Below are 19,354 nucleotides of genomic sequence, written 5' to 3'. Positions count from 1 at the left end.
GAATAGAGGCCGTTTTTCGGGCTGGTACGCGTCTTGTAACTAACCTGGCGTGAGTGCTTCGGCGCTCTTTCTATCTGACACCTCAACACCCTAACGATACTCCTGAACATGGGAAAAATAATTGGTATTGACCTCGGCACCACCAACTCCTGCGTGGCCGTAATGGAAGGCAACGAGCCGGTGGTAATTCCGAATAGCGAAGGCCGCCGCACGACCCCGTCGATTGTTGCGTTCCTGGACAACGGTAAAGGTGAGCGTAAGGTAGGTGACCCGGCTAAGCGTCAGGCCATTACCAACCCGCATAACACCATCCAGAGCATCAAGCGTTTCATGGGCCGTAACTTCTCGGAAGTGAACGAAGAAGCCAAGAACGTAGCCTACGCCCTGGGTAGCGGTTCCAACAACACGGTCGGCGTGAAAATAGGCGACCGGCAGTACACGCCTCAGGAAATTTCGGCCATGGTGCTGCAGAAGATGAAGCAGACCGCCGAAGACTACCTGGGCCAGCCCGTAACCGAAGCCGTTATTACGGTACCCGCTTATTTCAACGATGCTCAGCGCCAAGCTACCAAAGAAGCCGGTGCTATTGCCGGCCTCGATGTGAAGCGTATCATCAACGAGCCTACCGCTGCTGCCCTGGCGTACGGCCTGGATAAAGACCACTCGAACCACAAAGTAGCCGTGTATGACCTCGGCGGTGGTACGTTTGATATTTCGATTCTGGAGCTGGACAACGGCGTATTTGAAGTACTGAGCACCAACGGTGACACCCACCTCGGCGGCGACGACTTCGACCAGGTAATCATCAACTTTCTGGCCGAAACCTTCGCCAGCGAGAATGAAGGCCTCGACCTGCGCAAGGACGCTATGGCCCTGCAGCGCCTGAAAGAAGCCGCTGAGAAAGCCAAAGTAGAGCTGTCCTCGTCGACGGAAACCGAAATCAACCTGCCGTACGTGACGGCTACGGCTTCGGGTCCCAAGCACTTGGTAGTAAAGCTGAGCCGCGCTAAGTTCGAGCAGCTGGCCGATTCGCTGATCCGTCGTTCGATGGAGCCCGTGAAAAAAGCCCTGCAGGACGCCGGCCTGAGCACTTCGGACATTAACGACGTGATTCTGGTAGGTGGCTCGACCCGCATTCCGCGCATTCAGGAAGAGGTAGAGAAGTTCTTCGGCAAGAAGCCTTCGAAAGGCGTTAACCCCGACGAAGTAGTAGCCGTGGGCGCTGCCATCCAGGGCGGCGTACTGACCGGCGAGGTAAAAGACGTGCTGCTGCTCGACGTAACCCCGCTGAGCCTCGGCATCGAGACGATGGGCGGCGTGATGACCAAGCTCATCGAAGCCAACACCACCATCCCCACCAAGAAATCGGAAACCTTCTCGACGGCTTCGGACAACCAGCCCAGCGTGGAAATCCACGTACTGCAGGGTGAGCGTCCGATGGCTGCGCAGAACCGCACCATCGGTAAGTTCCACCTCGACTCCATCCCGCCTGCACCCCGCGGCGTTCCGCAGATTGAAGTAATCTTCGATATTGATGCCAACGGTATCCTGCACGTAACGGCCAAGGACAAAGGCACTGGTAAGGAGCAGAAAATCCGCATCGAAGCTTCCTCAGGCCTGTCGGATGCTGACATTGAGCGCATGCGTCAGGAAGCTGCTGCCAATGCCGAGGCTGATAAAGCTGAAGTAGAACGCATCTCCAAGCTGAACGCAGCTGACTCGATGATCTTCCAAACCGAGAAGCAGCTGACTGAGTACGGCGACAAGCTGAGCGGCGGCAACAAAACGGCCGTGGAAACAGCCCTGGCTGATCTGAAAAAGGCCCACGAGAGCAAAGACCTGGGTGCTATTGATACGGCTATGGCCGCCATCAATGCAGCCTGGCAGGCTGCCTCGCAGGAAATGTACGCTCAGAGCGGCCCCGAAGGGCAGCCCGGCGCTGAGGGTGGCAACCCCTTCGGTGGTACCGGCCAGCCCGGCGGCAACGGCCAGCAAGGCGCCGGCCACGACAACGTGACCGACGTGGACTACGAAGAAGTAGGCAAGTAAATCACAGCTAGTGCTGGCTCTGCGGATAGCGTAGATGCAGCACCGCAAAAAAAGGCCCGCGGCAAGTTGCCGCGGGCCTTTTTGCATTAAATGAAGTTGCTGCTGTTTCCGACCTAGGGATTTACTCCAGTTGTAGCAACCACGTTCTGGCAAGCCCCTCCTCTTCAAATAGTCGGTACACCAACCCCGACTCACGCGTCTCATTCATGATGAGATTCATGGATAGGCGGGCAAACACATCGTGCGAGAGTAACACGGCCACGTGGTATAGCTGAGCACCGTTGGGGCGGGCGTTTAGCCAGTTGTCAGCAATCCACTTGCGTTCCTCCTCGGAGAAGGCCGTCATTTCGCGTTGGTCGTTCAGGATTTTATACCAGTTGCGGGAAACAAGCAAGTGGCGGGTGTGCGTGAGAAAAGCCTGCATTTCTTCGAAATTGCGCTTGCCCGGTTTGTACTGGATGATGGCACAATTAGCCGGCGCTTCTACTTCCAGCAGGCGGCCGACCGGGTTTTCGAAGTATAGGCGTGTACGTTGCAAAGAAAACGCCATAGAAGGAGCAAAAGTATGGAACAGCTTCAGGAGCCGTGGGTGGTAAAAAGGCTACGTAGTTACTAAGAACCCTTTGAATCTGACAGCTGAACAATGTTTTATCTAATTTCAGCCGCCGACATACTGTGGCTTGCGACGCATTTATTAGCCGGACAACTCAGACACACACAATCACGCAACGCATGGCGCATTTTCTGGTAATTGGGGCGGGTATCGGCGGGCTGACTACGGCGCACGCGCTGTTGCAACAGGGCCACACCGTGCAGGTGTATGAAGCCGCCCCGGAAATACGCGAAGTAGGCGCTGGCCTGGTACTGGGAGCCAATGCCATGCGTGCCCTGAATGAGATGAGCCTGCATGCAGCAGTACACGCCCACGGTACACCGGTAACTCTCCTCAACCTGCTCGACCAGCGCGGCCGCGTATTGCAACGCGCCGATACTACACCGCTTACTCAGTCAGTTGGGTTTGATAATCTGGGAATTCACCGGGCCATGTTGCAGCGGGTTTTACTGCAGCAGTTGCCGGGCGGCACAGTACAGACCGGCACCCCTTTCGAGCGACTGACCACCCAGGGCACAACCGTAACGGCTCATTTCGCCGATGGTAGCACCGCCTCCGCCGATGCATTGATTGGGGCCGATGGTATTCACTCCCGGGTGCGCAAGCAGCTCTGGCCAAAGTCGGAGCCGCGTTATGCGGGGTACACCTGCTGGCGGGCCATTGTGGATGCGCAGCAGCTTGACCTGCCAGCGGGCGAATCGGCGGAGGTGTGGGGAGATGCCGGGCGGCGGTTTGGCTACGTACCCGTGGGCAATGGGCAGGTATACTGGTTTGCCTGCCTGAATAGCTCGCAGCCCCGCAATCCGCAGTTTCAGGCCTACTTATCCGCTGACTTGCAGCGCGAGTTTCGGGCGTTTCCGCAGCCAGTGCCGCAGCTGCTGGCCCTCACGACAGCCCAGCAGCTGCTCTGGAACGATATTCAGGACTTACCCCCTTTGGCTCACTTTGCGCAGGGCCGGGTACTGCTACTAGGTGATGCGGCCCATGCTACCACGCCCAATATGGGCCAGGGCGCGGGCATGGCCGTGGAGGATGCCGCCGTGCTGGCTCAGTGCCTCCACGCTACCCCAACGGATATAGTGGCGGCGTTCCGCGCATTTGAGCAACGCCGACGGGCCCGCACCGCCCGCGTGGTGCGCACTTCCTGGCAACTGGGCCGGGTTGGGCAACTGGAAAATCCTTGGCTGGTAAATGTGCGCAACCGTGTGATGCGGCTACTTCCCGACGCCGTAGCTCAGCGGCAGATGGCTTGGTTATACCAGGAGTTGTAAGCCGCAGCCTAGGTAGTCAGCTCCTTTTTCTCGCCGGGATTGGCTGCTTCGTCGGTTTCCTCTTCGTCTTCTTCCTCGAAGCCTTCCTGAATTTTCTCGACGGCTTCCTCGTGGTCATCGGCATCGGCTTCCTCACAGTTTTCTTCCTGTTCCTCCTTATCGTGAGGTTCGTAGCTGAGCTTGATGTAGATGGGAAAATGGTCGGAGCCCACGTACGGCAGCCGCTCCATATCGTCTACCTTGAAGTGCGGCGACACGAATACGTGGTCAAGCGGCCAGCGCAGCAGGGAATAATCGGCATGAAAAGTAGGCAGCAGGCCCCGGCCCACACGGGGGTCCAGCAGGCCGCTGATACGCCGGAACAGCTCCGAAGTGTGCGACCAGGCCACGTCGTTCATATCCCCGAACACAATGGTAGGCTCGTCTTTTTGGTCGATGGCCTTACCCACCAGCAGCAACTCAGCGTCGCGCTTGGTACTGGTTTTGGATTCGGCGGGTGCTGGTGGCTTGGGGTGCAGGCCGTACACCTGCACCCAAGTGCGGCCGTCGGCTAGTTGCACACGAGCGTGCAGACTGGGCACGTCATCATCCAGTAGGTACTTAATCTCACAGCTTTCCAGTTTCAGGCGCGAGAAGAACAGCAGGCCGTACGTGTTGTCCAGGGGTTCGTGGCAGGTGTAGGGGTGGGTTTCCTCTAGCGGCTTCAACTGCTGATACCACCACTCATCGGTTTCCACGGCCATAATAATATCGGGGTCAACTTTCTGCAGCACCTGCAAGGCCCGTTTGCCTTGCTTGTTAAACTGCAGCACGTTCATCATGGCCAGGCTCAAATGGCGTTTTCCATCCTTGAGCGTGCTGTCGCCCACTTGCTTTTTTACCAGCGGCGTATAGGGCACAATCCGGAAGCCCTGGTACACCACGGCGGCCGCCAAGGCCAGCAGCAGCCCCAGGCCGTAGTAACCAGGCAACTCAGCCCAGCCCAGCGCCAGCCCACCCAAAATTACAACCAGCAACACGCCCACAATCTGCAAGCGCGGAAAATCAAACACCCGAATCCACCACGCCGTTTGGCGTAGCAAGGGCAAAAACGTGGCAATTAGCGCGGCCACGGCCAACAGGGCCATAAGCCCGTGCACCAGGGTGAGCCAGAGGGGAAGAGAGTCGAAGTTGGGCAAGGGGCGGAACGAAACGGGCGAGAGAGAAAAACAGAGCGAAGACGGACGAGAAAACTGCTAATCGTCGTTGAGGCCGCCTTTACGCAGCTCCTCAATGGTGCGCATTACTTTGTCTTTAAGCGAAGTACGGTATTTTTCCAGCGCATCCTGCAGACGGGCGTTGCTGAGGGCCAGCATTTGGGTAGCCAGCACGGCCGCGTTGGTAGCCCCGTCCAGCGCCACGGTGGCTACCGGCACTCCCGCCGGCATCTGCAGCATCGACAGGATAGAATCGAGCCCGTGAATGGACGTGGCCGAGTTGATGGGCACCCCAATAACTGGCAGCGTAGTGAAGGAGGCCACCATCCCCGGCAGATGGGCCGCCCCACCTCCGCCCGCGATAAGCACCCGCAGTCCTCGTTTGCGGGCATTTTCGGCGTACTCCACCAGCCGGTGCGGGGTGCGGTGGGCCGATACCAATGTCAGCTCATACGGTACGCCAAACTGCCGCAGCAGCTCGGCGGCGGCGGTCATAATTTTCAAATCCGACTGGGAGCCCATGATGATACCCACCAGGGGTGTGTCGGTGGGTACGGTTTCTGAGTTGGGAGTGGGAGCAGCGGTGGTCATACGTAGTACAGGAGGAGAGAGAAGCTGGTCGGCGCCCAGCAAGGAGTAGCTTCTACGCACCACTCCGGGCATGGTTGAGCGGCTAAACATAGCATTTTCCCTGTTTGCTGATTCTCAAAGGCTCGTACCTTTACCCGCGCCCTACTGCCCTGCCGATGGAAATTCTGCTTGCCACTTTCACTACTCTGTTTTCCGTGGTTAACCCCTTCGGGGCCATGCCCGTGTTTCTGACCCTCACGGAGGAAGATACGCCCGCCGAGCGCGCCAACATCGGCCTGAAAGCCTGCCTGTACATGGTGGGCGTGCTTACGGTTTCGTTTTTCGCGGGGCAGTACGTGCTCAACTTTTTCGGCATCAACATTCACCATTTGCGCATTGCGGGCGGCATTCTGCTCATGCGCTCGGCCTTCGATCTGCTGACACCGGGCGGCAACCGGGCCAAGGTATCGGAAGCTACCCTGGAGGAGAGCATGCACAAGAACGATATCAGCTTTACGCCTTTGGCCATGCCCATGCTCTCGGGGCCGGGCTCCATGGCCGTGTGCATCGGGTTGTTCACCAAGAAGCTGAGTGTGCCGGATATGGGCCTGATTGTGCTGGGTTTCTGCCTGGTGGCGCTGGCCGCCTACATCATCCTGATGTCCTCGCTCCGGCTCACGCGGTTTCTGGGGCGGCCCGGTATGGCGGCCCTGGCCCGCATCATGGGCTTCCTGACGCTGGCCATTGGGGTAAATTTCCTGGCCACGGCCATAGTGGCACTGTTTCCGGGGCTGAGTCGGTAGATTACTATTGCTCGTGCATTGCAGCGTCGCTGTGCATGTAGTAGCCCCAATAAGCCAACATCAGTATAAAACTCACTCCAAACAGAAGATTAGCTTTCGCGCTGAGTGTGCGAAGAGGAAATGTTGCTACTAGGATGCTCGGCAGATGCACTAGAAAACCTAAGAAGGATAGCATCATTCCGAAGAAAATAGAATCGTCATCGAAATAATACCGGCTGATTTCTAGGTAGTGCTCCTTATAGGGGGACATGAAAACAAGCATCCAGCATAGGATAAGGCTGGAAAACAAAAATTTCACAGCGCGCAGGACTTTTTCAACAAGTGAAATAATAGTCATATTACGATGTATGCAGGAAAGTTGTAAAAGCACCTAAAATCCGGCTTATTAATATGGCTGCAAGGTAGGGCAAATTACAATCTACTTCCTGCGCTAGTAAGAAAGTCTGTCCTCAACGGACTCGCGTAGGCATACGGTGCAACTAGTTCTCAAGCGTTACCTTTGCCCTTCCTATGCTGAAGAACGACCTCCTCCTCCGGGCTGCCCGTGGCGAAGAAACTGAGCGCACCCCCGTGTGGCTCATGCGCCAGGCCGGCCGCATTCTGCCCGAATACCGCGCCCTGCGCGCCCGCCTCAGCGGCTTCAAAGAGCTGGTGGAAACGCCCGACCTCGCCGCCGAAGTAACCATCCAGCCCATCGACGCGCTGGACGTGGACGCGGCCATCATCTTCTCCGATATTCTGGTGGTGCCCGAGGCCATGGGCCTCACCTACGAGATGGTGGAAGCCCGCGGCCCTTTGTTCCCGGAAACCATCAAAACGGCCCACGACGTGGAGCGCATGCGCATTGCCGACCCCGAGGAACACCTGGGCTACGTGCTGGAAGCCATTCGGGTGACCAAGCGCGCCCTCAACGGCCGGGTCCCGCTCATCGGCTTCGCCGGCGCGCCCTGGACGATTCTGGCCTACATGGTGGAAGGCCACGGCTCCAAAACCTTCAGCAAGGCCCGCCGCATGCTGTACGCCGAGCCCGAACTGGCCCACGCTTTGCTGCGCAAAATCACCGCTACTACCATTGCCTACCTGCGGGCGCAGGTGGAGGCCGGGGCTAATATCATTCAGGTGTTTGATTCCTGGGCCGGGATTCTGCCGCCCGCGCACTACCAAGAGTTCAGCAGCCGCTACATTGCCGAAATCTGCGCGGCCATGCCGGCCGATATTCCGGTAACGGTGTTTGCCAAAGGCGCTTTCTGGGCCGTGGAGGAATTTGCCCAGCTGCCCTGCCGCACCATCGGCCTCGACTGGAACCAGGACCCGCGCGCCGTGCGCCCTCTGGTAGGCGACAAAACCCTGCAGGGCAACCTCGACCCCTGCGCCCTCTACGGCTCCCCGGAACAAGTACGCCAAGCCACCATTGCCATGCTCGACCGGTTCGGCCCCCAGCGCCACATTGCCAACCTCGGCCACGGCGTCTACCCCGATACCAACCCCGACAACGTGAAGGTGTTCATCAACACGGTGAAAGAGTATAGCGCCACGCTTAGAGCTTAGAGCTTAGAGCTTAGAGCTTAGAGCTTAGAGCTTAGAGCTTAGAGCTTAGAGCTTAGAGCTTAGAGCTTAGAGCTTAGAGCTTAGAGTGTATGGAAAAGGCCCCGCCGAGGTTACGGCGGGGCCTTTTTTCTTTGTCGAAGTTCGCAGAATCTACCTAGCCATTAGGCACCAAACACTATTTACTGAGCACTAATCCAACCCGCTCGGCCTCTTTCAGCAGCAGCGTTTTCTCGATGGGCACCACGCCTACCTGCTCACACACCAGCCCGCCGCCGAGGTTGGCCAGCGCGGCCGTGGCTGGGGCCGACAGGCCCAATGCCACGCACAGCGCGGCAATGCTGATAACCGTATCACCGGCCCCCGATACGTCGGAGATGGTGCGCAGATGGGCAGGAATGTAGGTGCGTTGGAGCTGGCCGTTTTCCACGAAAACGCCGCGCTCAGAAAGGGTTACGAGGACCGATTCCGGCTGCAGTACCTCGCGCAGGCGGGTTACGGCAGCTTCAAATTGCGGGCGGGCGGCTTCGGTTTCGTCGAATTCCAGCTTCAGACCCTCGCGCAGCTCCTTGAGGTTGGGCTTGAATAGGCTGCAGCCCCGGTAGGCCAGGAAGTTCTTTTTCTTAGGGTCGACAACGGTAGGCACGCCGTGTTGCCGGGCCAGCTGGATGAAGTGCTGAATGCTGCTTTCCTGGAGCACGCCTTTGTCGTAATCCTCAAAAATCACCACGTCGGCGCGGCTGAGCAGCTGCTCGAAGCGGGCGGTGAGCTGGGCGTTTTCCTCGGTATTGAGGTTGGTTTCCACTTCCGAATCGATGCGCAGCAGCTGCTGCCCGTGGGCTAGAATGCGCTGCTTGACGGTGGTGGGCCGGTGGCCGGAGCGCACCATGCCCTCGGCCGACAAGCCGGTGGTGTGCAGCAGCTCCAGCAGCTGGTCGCCGCCCTGGTCCTCCCCTATCACGGCGCAAAGCAGGGGCGTAGCGCCCAGGGCCTGCACGTTCAGGGCTACGTTGGCGGCCCCACCTAAGCGGTTTTCGGTGCGGCTCACATTCACTACCGGTACCGGGGCTTCAGGCGAGAGGCGAGCCGCTTTGCCCCAAACGTAAGCGTCCATCATCACGTCGCCCACAATGAGCACCGTGAGGTGGTTGAAAGCGGCAAATAACTCGGGCAGCGAAGCAGGAAGGGCAACGGGCATTACGGCGTGTTCAAAGTAAGAGGCCGCAAAGGTAACCTACCGGAAGAAATGCGACGCCAGCAGATACTATTCCGACACCGCATGGCGCGGGAGTTAGTGCAGTTTCACCAAGAAGGGTACTTGGATACTCCCAGAACGTCATTCCAAGTGAAGCGAGGAATCTCGCGTGCTGATGTCAGAAAATTACTTCTGCAATGTCAGCACGCGAGATTCCTCGCCTCTCTCGGAATGACGTTCCGGGAATACAACTAGCGCAGCTTCTCCAGGCTGTTTTTGATTCGCAGGAAGGCTTCGCGCAGCTTCTCATCAGCGGCGGCAGTGCTGAAGCGTATGCAGTTGGGTGCGCCGAACGCGCCGCCATCCACGGCCGCTACGTGGGCATCGTTGAGCATGAACATGGCCAGGTCGGCGGCAGAATTGATAACCTCGCCGGTGGGCGTGGTTTTGCCGAAGTAGCCGCTCACATCGGGGAAGATGTAGAAAGCCCCGCTGGGCGTGGGCGTGCGGAAACCAGGAATGTCCTTCACCAGCTCCAGCACCAGGTCGCGGCGGCGGCGGTAGGCTTCCACCATTTCATCGGCCGAAGCACGGCCGCCCTGCAACGCAGCCAGGGCGGCGCGCTGGGTGATGGAGCAGGTGGCGGAGGTAATCTGACTCTGGAGCTTCTCGCAGGCGGCGGCAATTTCCTTGCGGGCCGCCAGGTAGCCGATGCGCCAGCCCGTCATGGCATAGCCTTTGGAGAAGCCGTTGACGGTAATTACCCGGTCTTTCACGGCGTCAAACTGGGCCAGACTGGCGTGCTCCCCCGTGAAGTTGATGTACTCGTAAATCTCATCGGCCAATACGTACACCTGCGGGTGGCGGGCCACTACCTCGGCAAACGCCGCCAGCTCCGTCCGGCTGAATACTGAGCCAGTGGGGTTGCAGGGCGAGGAGTACATGATGAGCTTGGTGCGGGGCGTAATGGCCGCTTCCAACTCTTCAGCAGTTACCTTGAAGTCATTTTCTAAGCTGCCCATCAACTGTACCGTGGTGCCCTCGGCCAGCTTCACCATTTCCTCGTAGCTCACCCAGTAGGGCGCCAGCACCAGCACTTCGTCGCCGGGGTTAATGAGGGCCAGTACGGCGTTGGCCAGCGCCTGCTTGGCTCCTGTGCTCACCACAATGTTTTCGGGCTGGTAGCTGAGCTGGTTGTCGCGCTGCAACTTGTCGCAGATGGCCTGGCGCAGCTCGGGGTAGCCGGGTACGGGCGTATAGAAGGTGTAACCCTCGTCCAGGGCCTTTTTGGCGGCGTCCTTAATGTACTGCGGCGTCTGAAAATCCGGCTCCCCAAAGCTCAGGCTGATAACGTCCACACCTTCAGCCGCCAAGGCTCGGGCCTTTTTAGCCATGGCAATAGTCTGCGACTCCTGCATGGCATTGATGCGGTCAGATAGAACGAGGGGCGCGAGAGTGGTAGCGTCAGCCGACATGTACGGAAAATTTAGGGAGAAATGGGTGGACGGTAAAGATACGAGGAAGGTACGGAGGTTTTGTTGTGAGGGTGAGAGGGTAGGAGGGTTTGGGGGTAGGAGTTGTTGGTCATCCTGAGCTTGCGAAGGACCTTATCACGTTAGGACGAGTCGTTGTTGCGAAGTGTCGTTCTGGCATAATAAGATCCTTCGCAAGCTCAGGATGACAGTACCATTCCAACCAGCACCCTCTCACCCTCCTACCCTCCTACCCTCCTACCCTCCTACCCTCCTACCCTCCTACCCCACCATTTCCTCCCGACCCAGCTTGCGGAAGCATTGCCACAGCACCCGCACATCGGTGGAAGGCTCGTAATCTTTGGCGTAGAGTAGCTCCAGGCGTCGGCGGGTGGCTTCTGTAAGCGGCTCCACAGCTTGCACGGCATCGGCGGGGGAAAGCACGGCCCGGGCCTGGCGGCGGGGGCTAGTGGCGTAGCGCAGCCCTACCCAGGTACTACGGCCGGCTACTACGCGCAGGCAGTTGCGCAAAAAACCGGCCTTCCGCTCCTGCCGCCACACCAGCAGCGGGGCCAATACCAGCAGCCCCACGCCCAGCGCAAAGTCCAGCACCCGCTTGTTGCGCGCCTGCTGGGGCCGGTATAGGTTGAGGGTAATATCGAGGGCGTAATAGTCGCCGGGCGAGTCTTTGCCGGAGCTACCAATAATGTACTCACTATCCTGGGGCAGGATTTTATAGGCAACCGGCGGGTGCTGAGGCAGGCCCACCATCAACCCAATAATCTGGCTGGCGGGCAGGTCGCGGCCACAAAACACCAACTCATTCAGCCCATAAATCCGGATGATGTCTTCCAGCTGCCGCACTTCGCCCAGCAGGTCGTCGGGGGCAACAGCTGCAGCGCGCGGAGCGTCCTGGGGCTCAATGTAGCCAATCACGCGGGCCGGTACGGCGGCCTGCTCCAGCAGCTGGCGCACTCGTCGGCTTTCCTCCCAGGAGCCCACAATACCCACGTTTTTCTGCTGCCGGCTGGCCAGGCTGAAGGTGCGGTAGCGCAGGAAGTTGCTGGCCATGCGCCGCAGTATCAGGGCCGCCGTGGCCCACACGCCCCCCAGCACAATCAGCGCTTTGGAGAAGCGCCAGGCATCCAGGAAGTTGCTGAAAGCTGAAATCAGCACCGTGCCCAGCAGCACGCCCCGCACGATGCGGCTGGCCCGGGTGGGCTGGTCGTAGGCGCCGCTGAAAAACGCGGCCAGCAGCCACACGGCAATATATACGGGCACTGCCAGCAGCATAAACTGCGGCGGGTAAGCCGTGGGCACGTATTTGTGGTTGTCTTCCCAATATTCTTTCAGGAAGTACATGCCCGCGTACAGCAGCGCGGCATCCAGCAGAATGGGGGCCGCCTGGGTAACCAGCCGCTGCGCTACGGCCGCGCCAGCCCGCAGCCAGATGGCTAGGTTGATCAGGAAGCTGAACGTGCCCGCGCGCTCGGGTGCAAAATGCTTGCGGGCAAAAATAACCATGGCCCGGTAGAACACGAACACGTAGTTCACGCTCGTGCGCTTGGTACTTTCGCCCTTGTAATGGATGATGCGGGTGGTGGGCAGGTAATAGTTTCTCCAGCCGCCCTGGGTAAGCCGGTACGAGAGGTCTATATCCTCGCCGTACATGAAATAATCTTCATCCAGTAGCCCTACGGCATCCAGGGCCGTTTTGCGCATCAGCATAAAGGCGCCGCTGAGCACTTCAATTTCGTGGGTATGCTCGGGACTGAGGTAGCCCAGGTGGTAGCGCCCAAACTGCCGCGACTTCGGAAACAGCCGGGCCAGCCCAAAAATCTTGTAAAAGGCCACCCAGGGCGTAGGCAGGCCACGTTTGCTTTCCGGCAGAAACCGGCCCTGCCCGTCCAGCATCTTCACGCCCAGCCCGCCGGCCTCGGGGTGCGCATCCATGAACTCGCAGCACTGCCGAAAGGTATCTTCCTCCACTACCGTATCGGGGTTGAGCAGGAGCTGGTACTGGCCGCTGGCTTGGCGCAGGGCCTGGTTGTTGGCCTTGCTGAAACCAGGGTTGTCGTGGTTTTCAATTAGAGTAACCTCTGGGAAACGGGCTTTGACCATGGCCACCGAGCCATCCACGGAGTTGTTATCCACTACAAACACCTCCACCGGCTTGCCCAGTTTCTCTACCGCCCGCCGCACCGACAGCAGCGCCTGCTCCAGAAAGTAGCAGACGTTGTAATTGACGATAACGACGGAAAGCTTGCAGGCAGGCGTCACAGATTGATAATGCAGGAGCAATGGGCGGTGAAAGGTAGCAACGAATAACCTCCCCCACTACTCTCCCCGCTATAAGGCCAGGGCACTTTCTCGCTGCCCAAAGCCCACTACCAGTTCTATGTTGGGCTGAACGTTAGGCCATTTGGTAGCAGCCCCATACACGGCCAGCAGGCTGTATCCGGAGCAAACTCAATTCATTAATTATTTTTATTCAAAATAATAACAAAATCATCATATATTTAACTCCGCGACGAAAGCCCCGATAGCCACCATCAGCCGTTGATCATCCTTTTTTTACCATGACGCTGAAAAGAATTGCTAGTGATACCAAAGTATTGCTCAAGAATGCTGCCCTAACAGTATCTAAGCAACTTTGGCGGGCTCCGCTAAGCCAGCCAGCCAGCTTCGCCCTGCTACAAGGGCAAGCCCTATATGAGGAGCAGCACCCCTCGGTACAGCTTAGCGGCATCAGGGCAGCTAATGGAGGCAGCGCCCAGCACACGCCCGAAGTGCGTTCCTTCGCCCCCGATTATGTGTGGCAGGTATGCACTGGCCAACACAACATCCGGTCGTTGGCGGTGTGCCGCACGGGTGGCTTGCTGATCAATGGCCGGACCCTGCTCGACCTCGACTTTACCGCCACAGCCGGCTTGCTCGATTCACCTTTCAAGCGTCGGCATGTGCATTACCCACTGGTAGTGGCCCCGTGGCCGCATTTGTGGGGTGGTTTCTATGATTACACCACCTTTGTGGTAGCTAAATTATGCCGTATTGAGCGGGCACTGGGCCCGGGCATCTGGCAGCAGGCCAAAGTATGCTACCCCTTACTGCATACCCAATTTGAGAAGGATTTTTTGGCCCTACTCGGTATTCCTGCCGCCAACATTATTGATACAGCCACGCTGTGGGGCACGGAGTTGCGCACCGACTGTGCTCTGGTGGCCAACAGCCAGCCCACTTGGTCATCTAGCTTAGGTGATTTGGCTTTGTTGCGGGCACGGTTTCGGCAGCCGAAGCCAGCGGGGCCACCCTGGCGCCGATTGTACATCTCGCGGGGGGGCCGCCGCCGGGTACTGAATGAAGAGCCGGTCCGGGCATTGTTGCAGGCTTATGGCTTCGAAATCATCGAGGATGAACCCCGCAGCGTCAGCGCCCAAATAGAGTTGTTTCAGGAGGCCGCCGTTATTGTAACGCCCCACGGGGCCGGACTCACCAACCTGCTGTGGTGCGAACCAGGCACAAAGGTGCTGGAGTTTTGCTACGACGGTTACCGGCCCAACTATTTTTACTACCTGTGCACTGCGCTTAATCTGCGCTACCAGTTCCTGGTTGACTACCGGGTGGGGCCAACCAACAACCACTGGACCAATGTAAGCCACGATATCATGGTACCCCTGGCAGATCTGGAACATCAACTCAACCTACTGCTCAGTTAACGGGCACTATTGGCCCTGCCCTCAGTTTCCGGATAGCCAGACAAGAAAAGCCCGCCGCAGTTAGTGCGGCGGGCTTTTCTTAAGACCATCAGCCAGTAGCTTACCGGGCCTGCCGTTGCCTTTCCACAATGCTGCGGCCCAGAGTAATTTCGTCGGCGTATTCCAACTCCCCGCCCATCGGGATGCCGCGGGCAATACTGCTAACGTTGATTTCCGGCAGGTCACGGAGCTTGCGCGAGAGGTAGAAGGCAGTAGTATCGCCCTCCATGGTGGGGCTGATAGCCAGAATAACTTCTTTAATTTCAGAACCTTCCCGACTCAGCCGCTGCACCAGCGAATCAATGGTCAGGTCGGAAGGGCCAATGCCTTCAATGGGCGAAATTACGCCGCCCAGTACGTGATACATGCCCTGATACTGGGCCGTGTTTTCAATGGCAATTACGTCGCGGATGTCCGATACTACGCACACGGTACTTTGGTCGCGCAGGTGGTTGGCGCAGATGGCACACTCCGGCGTATCAGAAATATTGTGGCAAGTGTCGCAGTAACGAATTTCAAAGCGCATTTTGGCCAGGGCCTCCGCCAGGGAAGCCGTACTGTCGGCCTCCGCTTTCAGCAGATGTAGCGCCAGACGCAGGGCAGTTTTCTTGCCTACACCCGGTAGCTTTGCTAACTCGCCAACGGCGTTTTCAATCAGTTTGGAAGGAAATTCCATTCAGGTCGGGAAGAGGTAAAAGAACTGTCATCCGGGACTTGCCCGGTATAGCGGGGAGTACGAATGGTAACACCAAACGGCCCCCGATAAATCCTTGGCAAACGCCGGATGACAGATTTTTTTGAGAGGATGCTCCCTTATACTACATCGGCCGAAATACCCCGGTCGTGAATGGCGGTGCACATACTGGCCAGTTCGTCGTAGCCGCCGTGCTTCACGGTACACTGCCCTTTGTAGTGAATCAGCAAAGTACACTGCTCGGCCTGCTCGGGTTGGTGGCCGCACACATCCATTAGCGTCCGGATAACGTGCTCAAAAGTGTTAATATCATCGTTGTACACCACTAGGTCGCGCACATCAATGGTTTCTTCCAGGAGCAGTACGTCCTCGTCGTACTCGATTTGCGGGTTACTGTTCATAGGGCAAAATTACGCAAAAACCGGCAAAAAGGCGAAAGGCCCACCCGACATCGGTATGCTATAACTACCTGACAGCATGAACTATTGAGGATACGTTCAGTATCTGTGCAGAATATTGTGTGTGGGTGCGTTCCGGCACAATGCGGCCAGCCCAGATTCCGTAGGGGGAAATTAATATAGCCCGGCACGGCCCTGCTACTCCAGCTTGCGGCGCTACGTATATAGCGTACTTTTAGCCTGCATCCGCTTTTCGCCTGCCTCCTATGCCCGTTCCATCCGCCGAGTTCAAACGTGCCCTCAAGCAACTCACCGATAAGGAAAAGGAAGCCCTGCTCCTACGTGCCGCCCGCCGCGACGCGGAACTCTATGATACGCTTTGCTTTGAACTACTGCCCGATGTGACGACCGAAACCGTGTTCGAGCAGGCCTCCGACCAGATTCATGAGTTGTTTGCCGTGGGAGCTACCGGCCGCCTGCTCAACCGCAGCCTTACCAAAGCCTTGGGCAAGGCCACAAAGGAGGTGGCGCGCGCCCGCCGCATCACCAAGGATAAGCGCCTGGAAATTGACTTGAACCTGTACACCTTGCGCCACATTTTCGAAAACTATACCGGCCAATTTGAAAGCGTGTACGCGGGTTTCTACACCAGCACAGCCCGTTTGGCCGCCCGCACAGCCCAGCTCATCCTCAATAATCTGCACGAAGACCTGTGGCTGGAATACAAAGCAGAACTGGATGACTTTCTGCAACAGCTGCATACCCGCAGCAAAAGCCGTAGCCTCAAATTTGAACTACCTCGGGAATTGGTGCTACCGGACTAAGCGCAACCGCTACGGGTAAGAAACAGAAAAGTTTCGCATAATTTCGGCACTTTAGCAGGATAATTCATCAATTATCCATCTTTATTTCGCAGTACTCTTTCTTCCTGTTTAGCTTTATTCAGGATATCAAATTGGTATTCTGGCAAGTATTTTCCTAACCTTATTCCTATGCGGAAACAGTTTACTCGTTTAGCCGCCGCTGCAGCCGTAGCGGCCACCATCTCCAGTTGTGCTGGTAGCTACCACGCCATTCGGCCCGACCGTCTCGGCAACTACCAAGCGGCCACGCAGGCGGGTGCTCCGGTTGAGTTCGAATACCGGTACAGCGCCCTACTCGCCAATGGAGCCAACAAGAAGTATGTTAAAAAGGAGCGCAAACAAGGGTATCAGGTGGTAGCCGTGAAAGTGAAGAACAACACGAGCACCGACCTGAACTTCTCCCGCGACCTAGAGCTGACTTTCAGCGACCGGCCCATCATGCCCGTACCCAGCGTACAGGCAGCCAACGATATGAAGCAGGGGGTTGCTATCTACCTGCTATACGTGCTGGGTATCGGCCAGGTTGGTGGCACCCGGGACCCCTACACCGGTCAGACTACCGGCGGTACCATTCTCCCCTGGGGCCCCTTCGCGGCGGCCGGCAACATGATTGGAGCCAGCTCGGCTAATAAGAATATGCGCAATGAGTTTGCCAAGTTCGACCTCACGAACAAGGTAATTCGACCCGGCGAAACGGTGTACGGCATTGTGCCGCTACGCGAAGCCAACGTGGCCCCGCTCAAGCTCATGCTCCGCACCAGTGCCGCTTCGGTTCCGGTTACTGTTCCGGCAACGCCCCCCGCTGCTACGCCTGCGCCATCCAACGGCGGGCAGTAGTTTTTCATTGCTGCTGAACAAATAAAAAGCCCTGTTGCGTAGTGCAACAGGGCTTTTTTGCGGATATACACCCGAAATTATTTCTTGGCAATTACGTTGAAGCTCATGGTGAATTCATCCATGATGGCTTTGTCGCCGATGCTTTCGAAGAACGACTTCGAGCCGTATTTGATATCGAACTTGGTCCGGTCGATGGTAGCCGTGCCGCTGGCCGAAGCTACGCCGCCTTTCACGCCTACTTTAGCGGGGAAGGTAATTTTCTGGGTAATGCCTTTGATGGTCAGGTCGCCGGCCACAGTGGCGTTGTTGCCGTTGGTATCACCTTTGAGCGGGGTTACGCTGGTGATTTTGAACGTGGAGGTCGGGTTTTTATCGATGCTGAAGAAGTCCTCGGAGCGCAGGTGACCTACTAGCTTACCATTGTACTCCTGCTCCTTGATATCCTCCACCTTCAGGGAGTTCATGTCTACCACAAACGTGCCGCCTACAATCTGGCTGCCGCGCACCAGTACCGTGCCATCCTTGAACTGTACGTTACCGTTGTGCTGGCCAGTTACTTTCTTACCAACCCAGCCCAAGGTGCTCAGCTGCGGCTGCAGCGCGTACGACTGCGAAGCGGCTTTCTCGGAGCCGGGCGTAACTTTTTTCTGGGCCGAGGCAGGTGAAACAGCAAACAGGGCAGCAACCAGCAGGGCTGGCATAAACAGTTTTTTCATGACAGAAAAAAAGAAAAAAGGGAAACGAAAAGCGAAATTGAATAACTGAAACCGTCAGTTGCGGATTTTATCGAGCAAGTCGCTCAGGTGAGCGGCTTCCTCGTCGGTCAGGTTTTGCAGGCCATTGCGCTGATGCTCCAGCACGGGATCCAGTTGGTTTAGCAGGGTTAGCCCTGCCTCCGTAATGCAAATATCCACAGCGCGGCGGTTGCTGGGGCACACGGTGCGGGTAACCAGTTGCTTGACTTCCAGCTTGTCCACGATGCGGGAGGCGTTGCTGGTTTTGTCCAGCATCCGGTCAATGAGCAGGTTCACGGTGGCTGGCTTGGGATGCTGCCCCCGCAGAATGCGCAGAATGTTAAATTGCGGCAAGGTCAAGGAGTGGCTCTTGAATAAGCTGCTCTGCTGCTGCTGCAACCACCCGGCAGTAAATACCAGGTTAATCAGCGCTTTCTGATAATTATCCTTGAATGTAGGCTGCTTGATTTCCTCCTCGATTTTCATGTAGGGCGGCAAAGATTACAGAACGCGCTGCAAATATATGTACATACATTGAATGTGCAAACATAGTTCTGCTTCTTTTTTTGCGAAATTAGAAGACGGTCATAAAATCTGGCAGCGCTTGGGCAATTAGTGTGCCCAACTACAAACACCACCACGACGTGGTGCGTACGTAGGCTCAGTCTCCACCCTACACCGCGCTACCATGAAAAAAATATTGTTGCCCCTTCTGGCCCTGCTGTTATGCGGCGCGGGAGCTGCTACCGCCCAAACCAACTCACGCACCGTGGCAGGCGCCGTAGAAACCATTCCCTCCGACCGGTTTGTGATGCAGAATGGCGAAGTAGTGCACATGCGCGGCCGCCAGCCCCAGCCTCTCAACCGCAACATCCTGCTCTCAAACGGCACCAAAATCAATACTAAGAGCGGCATTGTGGAGCTGCCCGGCGGCAAAATTACCACGCTAAAAGAGGGCGACTACGTGCGGCCCACCGGCGAAATTGTCTTTGCCACCGCGGGCAGCGCCGCGCAGTCGCGCGGTGACAACACGGTGCCGGCTACTGCGCAGTTCAATACCTACACCGACCCGCGCCCGGCGCCGGCCACTCCCGCCGCCATGGAAACCCGCCTGACGGAGATGAACACCAAGATTAGCTTGATGGCCGAGAAGATTCAGCTGCTCAACCAGAAAATCAGCCTGCTGAGTACCAATGCCCAGCGCCCCACCGATACCGCCGCTCTCGACCAGAAAATTCAGGCTATTGATGCGAAGCTGAAATAACCCCCTCCGCTTTCGTCCATCTGCTCCTCGTCCGCTGCACTGGCTCCGGGCGAGGAGTTTTTAAGTTATGAGTACCGGCAAACTACACTGAGCAA

At 57.4% G+C, this 19,354-nt stretch carries 19 protein-coding genes; 8 read left to right on the top strand and 11 right to left on the bottom strand.

Translation table 11 applies throughout. The features are described from left to right. The first annotated feature begins 108 nt into the window (after window positions 1-108). Window positions 109-2,049: a molecular chaperone DnaK gene (dnaK, locus tag ROI90_RS12735; protein WP_315998730.1), complete on the top strand. Its 1,941-nt coding sequence runs from the start codon at window positions 109-111 to the stop codon at window positions 2,047-2,049. 121 nt (window positions 2,050-2,170) lie between these two features. On the opposite strand, the gene ROI90_RS12730 is transcribed toward dnaK, so the two are convergent. Further along, window positions 2,171-2,587, bottom strand: a complete 417-nt coding sequence (locus tag ROI90_RS12730; RefSeq protein ID WP_315998729.1) for a hypothetical protein — start codon at window positions 2,585-2,587, stop codon at window positions 2,171-2,173. Between the two features lie 194 nt (window positions 2,588-2,781). Between ROI90_RS12730 and ROI90_RS12725 the strand changes: the two genes are divergently transcribed. Beyond that, window positions 2,782-3,933 carry an FAD-dependent monooxygenase gene (locus ROI90_RS12725; protein WP_315998728.1) on the top strand — a complete coding sequence of 384 codons (1,152 nt, stop codon included), beginning with the start codon at window positions 2,782-2,784 and terminating at the stop codon, window positions 3,931-3,933. 8 nt (window positions 3,934-3,941) lie between these two features. Here the strand turns inward: ROI90_RS12725 and ROI90_RS12720 are convergent, their stop codons facing one another. Together ROI90_RS12720 and purE are read right to left on the bottom strand one after the other, a co-directional pair. After that, entirely contained in the window at window positions 3,942-5,111 is a 1,170-nt protein-coding gene (locus ROI90_RS12720; RefSeq protein WP_315998727.1) for an endonuclease/exonuclease/phosphatase family protein, read from the bottom strand. A 57-nt stretch (window positions 5,112-5,168) separates the two neighbouring features. Then, window positions 5,169-5,720 carry a 5-(carboxyamino)imidazole ribonucleotide mutase gene (purE, locus tag ROI90_RS12715; RefSeq protein WP_315998726.1) on the bottom strand — a complete coding sequence of 184 codons (552 nt, stop codon included), beginning with the start codon at window positions 5,718-5,720 and terminating at the stop codon, window positions 5,169-5,171. 155 nt (window positions 5,721-5,875) lie between these two features. Between purE and ROI90_RS12710 the strand changes: the two genes are divergently transcribed. Beyond that, on the top strand, window positions 5,876-6,502 hold the full coding sequence (locus ROI90_RS12710) for a MarC family protein (protein ID WP_315998725.1): 627 nt from the start codon (window positions 5,876-5,878) through the stop codon (window positions 6,500-6,502). Between the two features lie 4 nt (window positions 6,503-6,506). Here ROI90_RS12710 and ROI90_RS12705 read toward each other — a convergent pair whose 3' ends face one another. Next, entirely contained in the window at window positions 6,507-6,839 is a 333-nt protein-coding gene (locus ROI90_RS12705; RefSeq protein ID WP_315998724.1) for a hypothetical protein, read from the bottom strand. 173 nt (window positions 6,840-7,012) lie between these two features. Here ROI90_RS12705 and hemE point away from each other — a divergent pair, with 173 nt between their 5' ends. Beyond that, window positions 7,013-8,050 carry a uroporphyrinogen decarboxylase gene (gene hemE / locus ROI90_RS12700; RefSeq protein ID WP_315998723.1) on the top strand — a complete coding sequence of 346 codons (1,038 nt, stop codon included), beginning with the start codon at window positions 7,013-7,015 and terminating at the stop codon, window positions 8,048-8,050. 175 nt (window positions 8,051-8,225) lie between these two features. Here hemE and ROI90_RS12695 read toward each other — a convergent pair whose 3' ends face one another. From ROI90_RS12695 to ROI90_RS12685, 3 genes are all read right to left on the bottom strand, one after another. Then, window positions 8,226-9,245 carry a bifunctional heptose 7-phosphate kinase/heptose 1-phosphate adenyltransferase gene (locus ROI90_RS12695; protein ID WP_315998722.1) on the bottom strand — a complete coding sequence of 340 codons (1,020 nt, stop codon included), beginning with the start codon at window positions 9,243-9,245 and terminating at the stop codon, window positions 8,226-8,228. A gap of 248 nt (window positions 9,246-9,493) precedes the next feature. Next, window positions 9,494-10,717: a pyridoxal phosphate-dependent aminotransferase gene (locus ROI90_RS12690; RefSeq protein WP_315998721.1), complete on the bottom strand. Its 1,224-nt coding sequence runs from the start codon at window positions 10,715-10,717 to the stop codon at window positions 9,494-9,496. A gap of 279 nt (window positions 10,718-10,996) precedes the next feature. Continuing rightward, window positions 10,997-12,994, bottom strand: a complete 1,998-nt coding sequence (locus tag ROI90_RS12685; RefSeq protein ID WP_315998720.1) for a glycosyltransferase — start codon at window positions 12,992-12,994, stop codon at window positions 10,997-10,999. Window positions 12,995-13,293: 299 nt separating this feature from the next. Between ROI90_RS12685 and ROI90_RS12680 the strand changes: the two genes are divergently transcribed. Continuing rightward, window positions 13,294-14,430: a glycosyltransferase family 61 protein gene (locus tag ROI90_RS12680; protein WP_315998719.1), complete on the top strand. Its 1,137-nt coding sequence runs from the start codon at window positions 13,294-13,296 to the stop codon at window positions 14,428-14,430. 100 nt (window positions 14,431-14,530) lie between these two features. On the opposite strand, the gene recR is transcribed toward ROI90_RS12680, so the two are convergent. Both recR and ROI90_RS12670 read right to left on the bottom strand, forming a co-directional pair. After that, window positions 14,531-15,145, bottom strand: coding sequence for a recombination mediator RecR (recR, locus tag ROI90_RS12675; RefSeq protein ID WP_315998718.1), 615 nt, complete (start codon window positions 15,143-15,145; stop codon window positions 14,531-14,533). A gap of 137 nt (window positions 15,146-15,282) precedes the next feature. Continuing rightward, window positions 15,283-15,564 carry an ATP-dependent Clp protease adaptor ClpS gene (locus ROI90_RS12670; RefSeq protein ID WP_125427395.1) on the bottom strand — a complete coding sequence of 94 codons (282 nt, stop codon included), beginning with the start codon at window positions 15,562-15,564 and terminating at the stop codon, window positions 15,283-15,285. Window positions 15,565-15,827: 263 nt separating this feature from the next. On the opposite strand from ROI90_RS12670, the gene ROI90_RS12665 reads away from it, so the two are divergent. Together ROI90_RS12665 and ROI90_RS12660 are read left to right on the top strand one after the other, a co-directional pair. Further along, window positions 15,828-16,385 (top strand): hypothetical protein, encoded by a 558-nt coding sequence (locus ROI90_RS12665; RefSeq protein WP_315998717.1) that lies wholly within the window; start codon window positions 15,828-15,830, stop codon window positions 16,383-16,385. Between the two features lie 168 nt (window positions 16,386-16,553). Next, complete coding sequence (locus ROI90_RS12660) at window positions 16,554-17,261, top strand: hypothetical protein (RefSeq protein ID WP_315998716.1); 708 nt, start codon at window positions 16,554-16,556, stop codon at window positions 17,259-17,261. Window positions 17,262-17,338: 77 nt separating this feature from the next. On the opposite strand, the gene ROI90_RS12655 is transcribed toward ROI90_RS12660, so the two are convergent. Then, window positions 17,339-17,977 (bottom strand): YceI family protein, encoded by a 639-nt coding sequence (locus ROI90_RS12655; RefSeq protein ID WP_315998715.1) that lies wholly within the window; start codon window positions 17,975-17,977, stop codon window positions 17,339-17,341. A gap of 54 nt (window positions 17,978-18,031) precedes the next feature. Next, window positions 18,032-18,481 carry a MarR family winged helix-turn-helix transcriptional regulator gene (locus ROI90_RS12650; protein WP_315998714.1) on the bottom strand — a complete coding sequence of 150 codons (450 nt, stop codon included), beginning with the start codon at window positions 18,479-18,481 and terminating at the stop codon, window positions 18,032-18,034. A gap of 202 nt (window positions 18,482-18,683) precedes the next feature. Here ROI90_RS12650 and ROI90_RS12645 point away from each other — a divergent pair, with 202 nt between their 5' ends. Beyond that, window positions 18,684-19,259 carry a DUF6799 domain-containing protein gene (locus ROI90_RS12645; RefSeq protein WP_315998713.1) on the top strand — a complete coding sequence of 192 codons (576 nt, stop codon included), beginning with the start codon at window positions 18,684-18,686 and terminating at the stop codon, window positions 19,257-19,259. The last annotated feature ends 95 nt before the right edge of the window (window positions 19,260-19,354 follow it).

The sequence above is a fragment of the Hymenobacter endophyticus genome (assembly GCF_032464715.1).
In the GTDB taxonomy this organism is placed as follows: domain Bacteria; phylum Bacteroidota; class Bacteroidia; order Cytophagales; family Hymenobacteraceae; genus Hymenobacter; species Hymenobacter endophyticus.
Note: the sequence above shows the minus strand (reverse complement) of the source record. Positions and strands in the feature narration are given on the sequence as shown.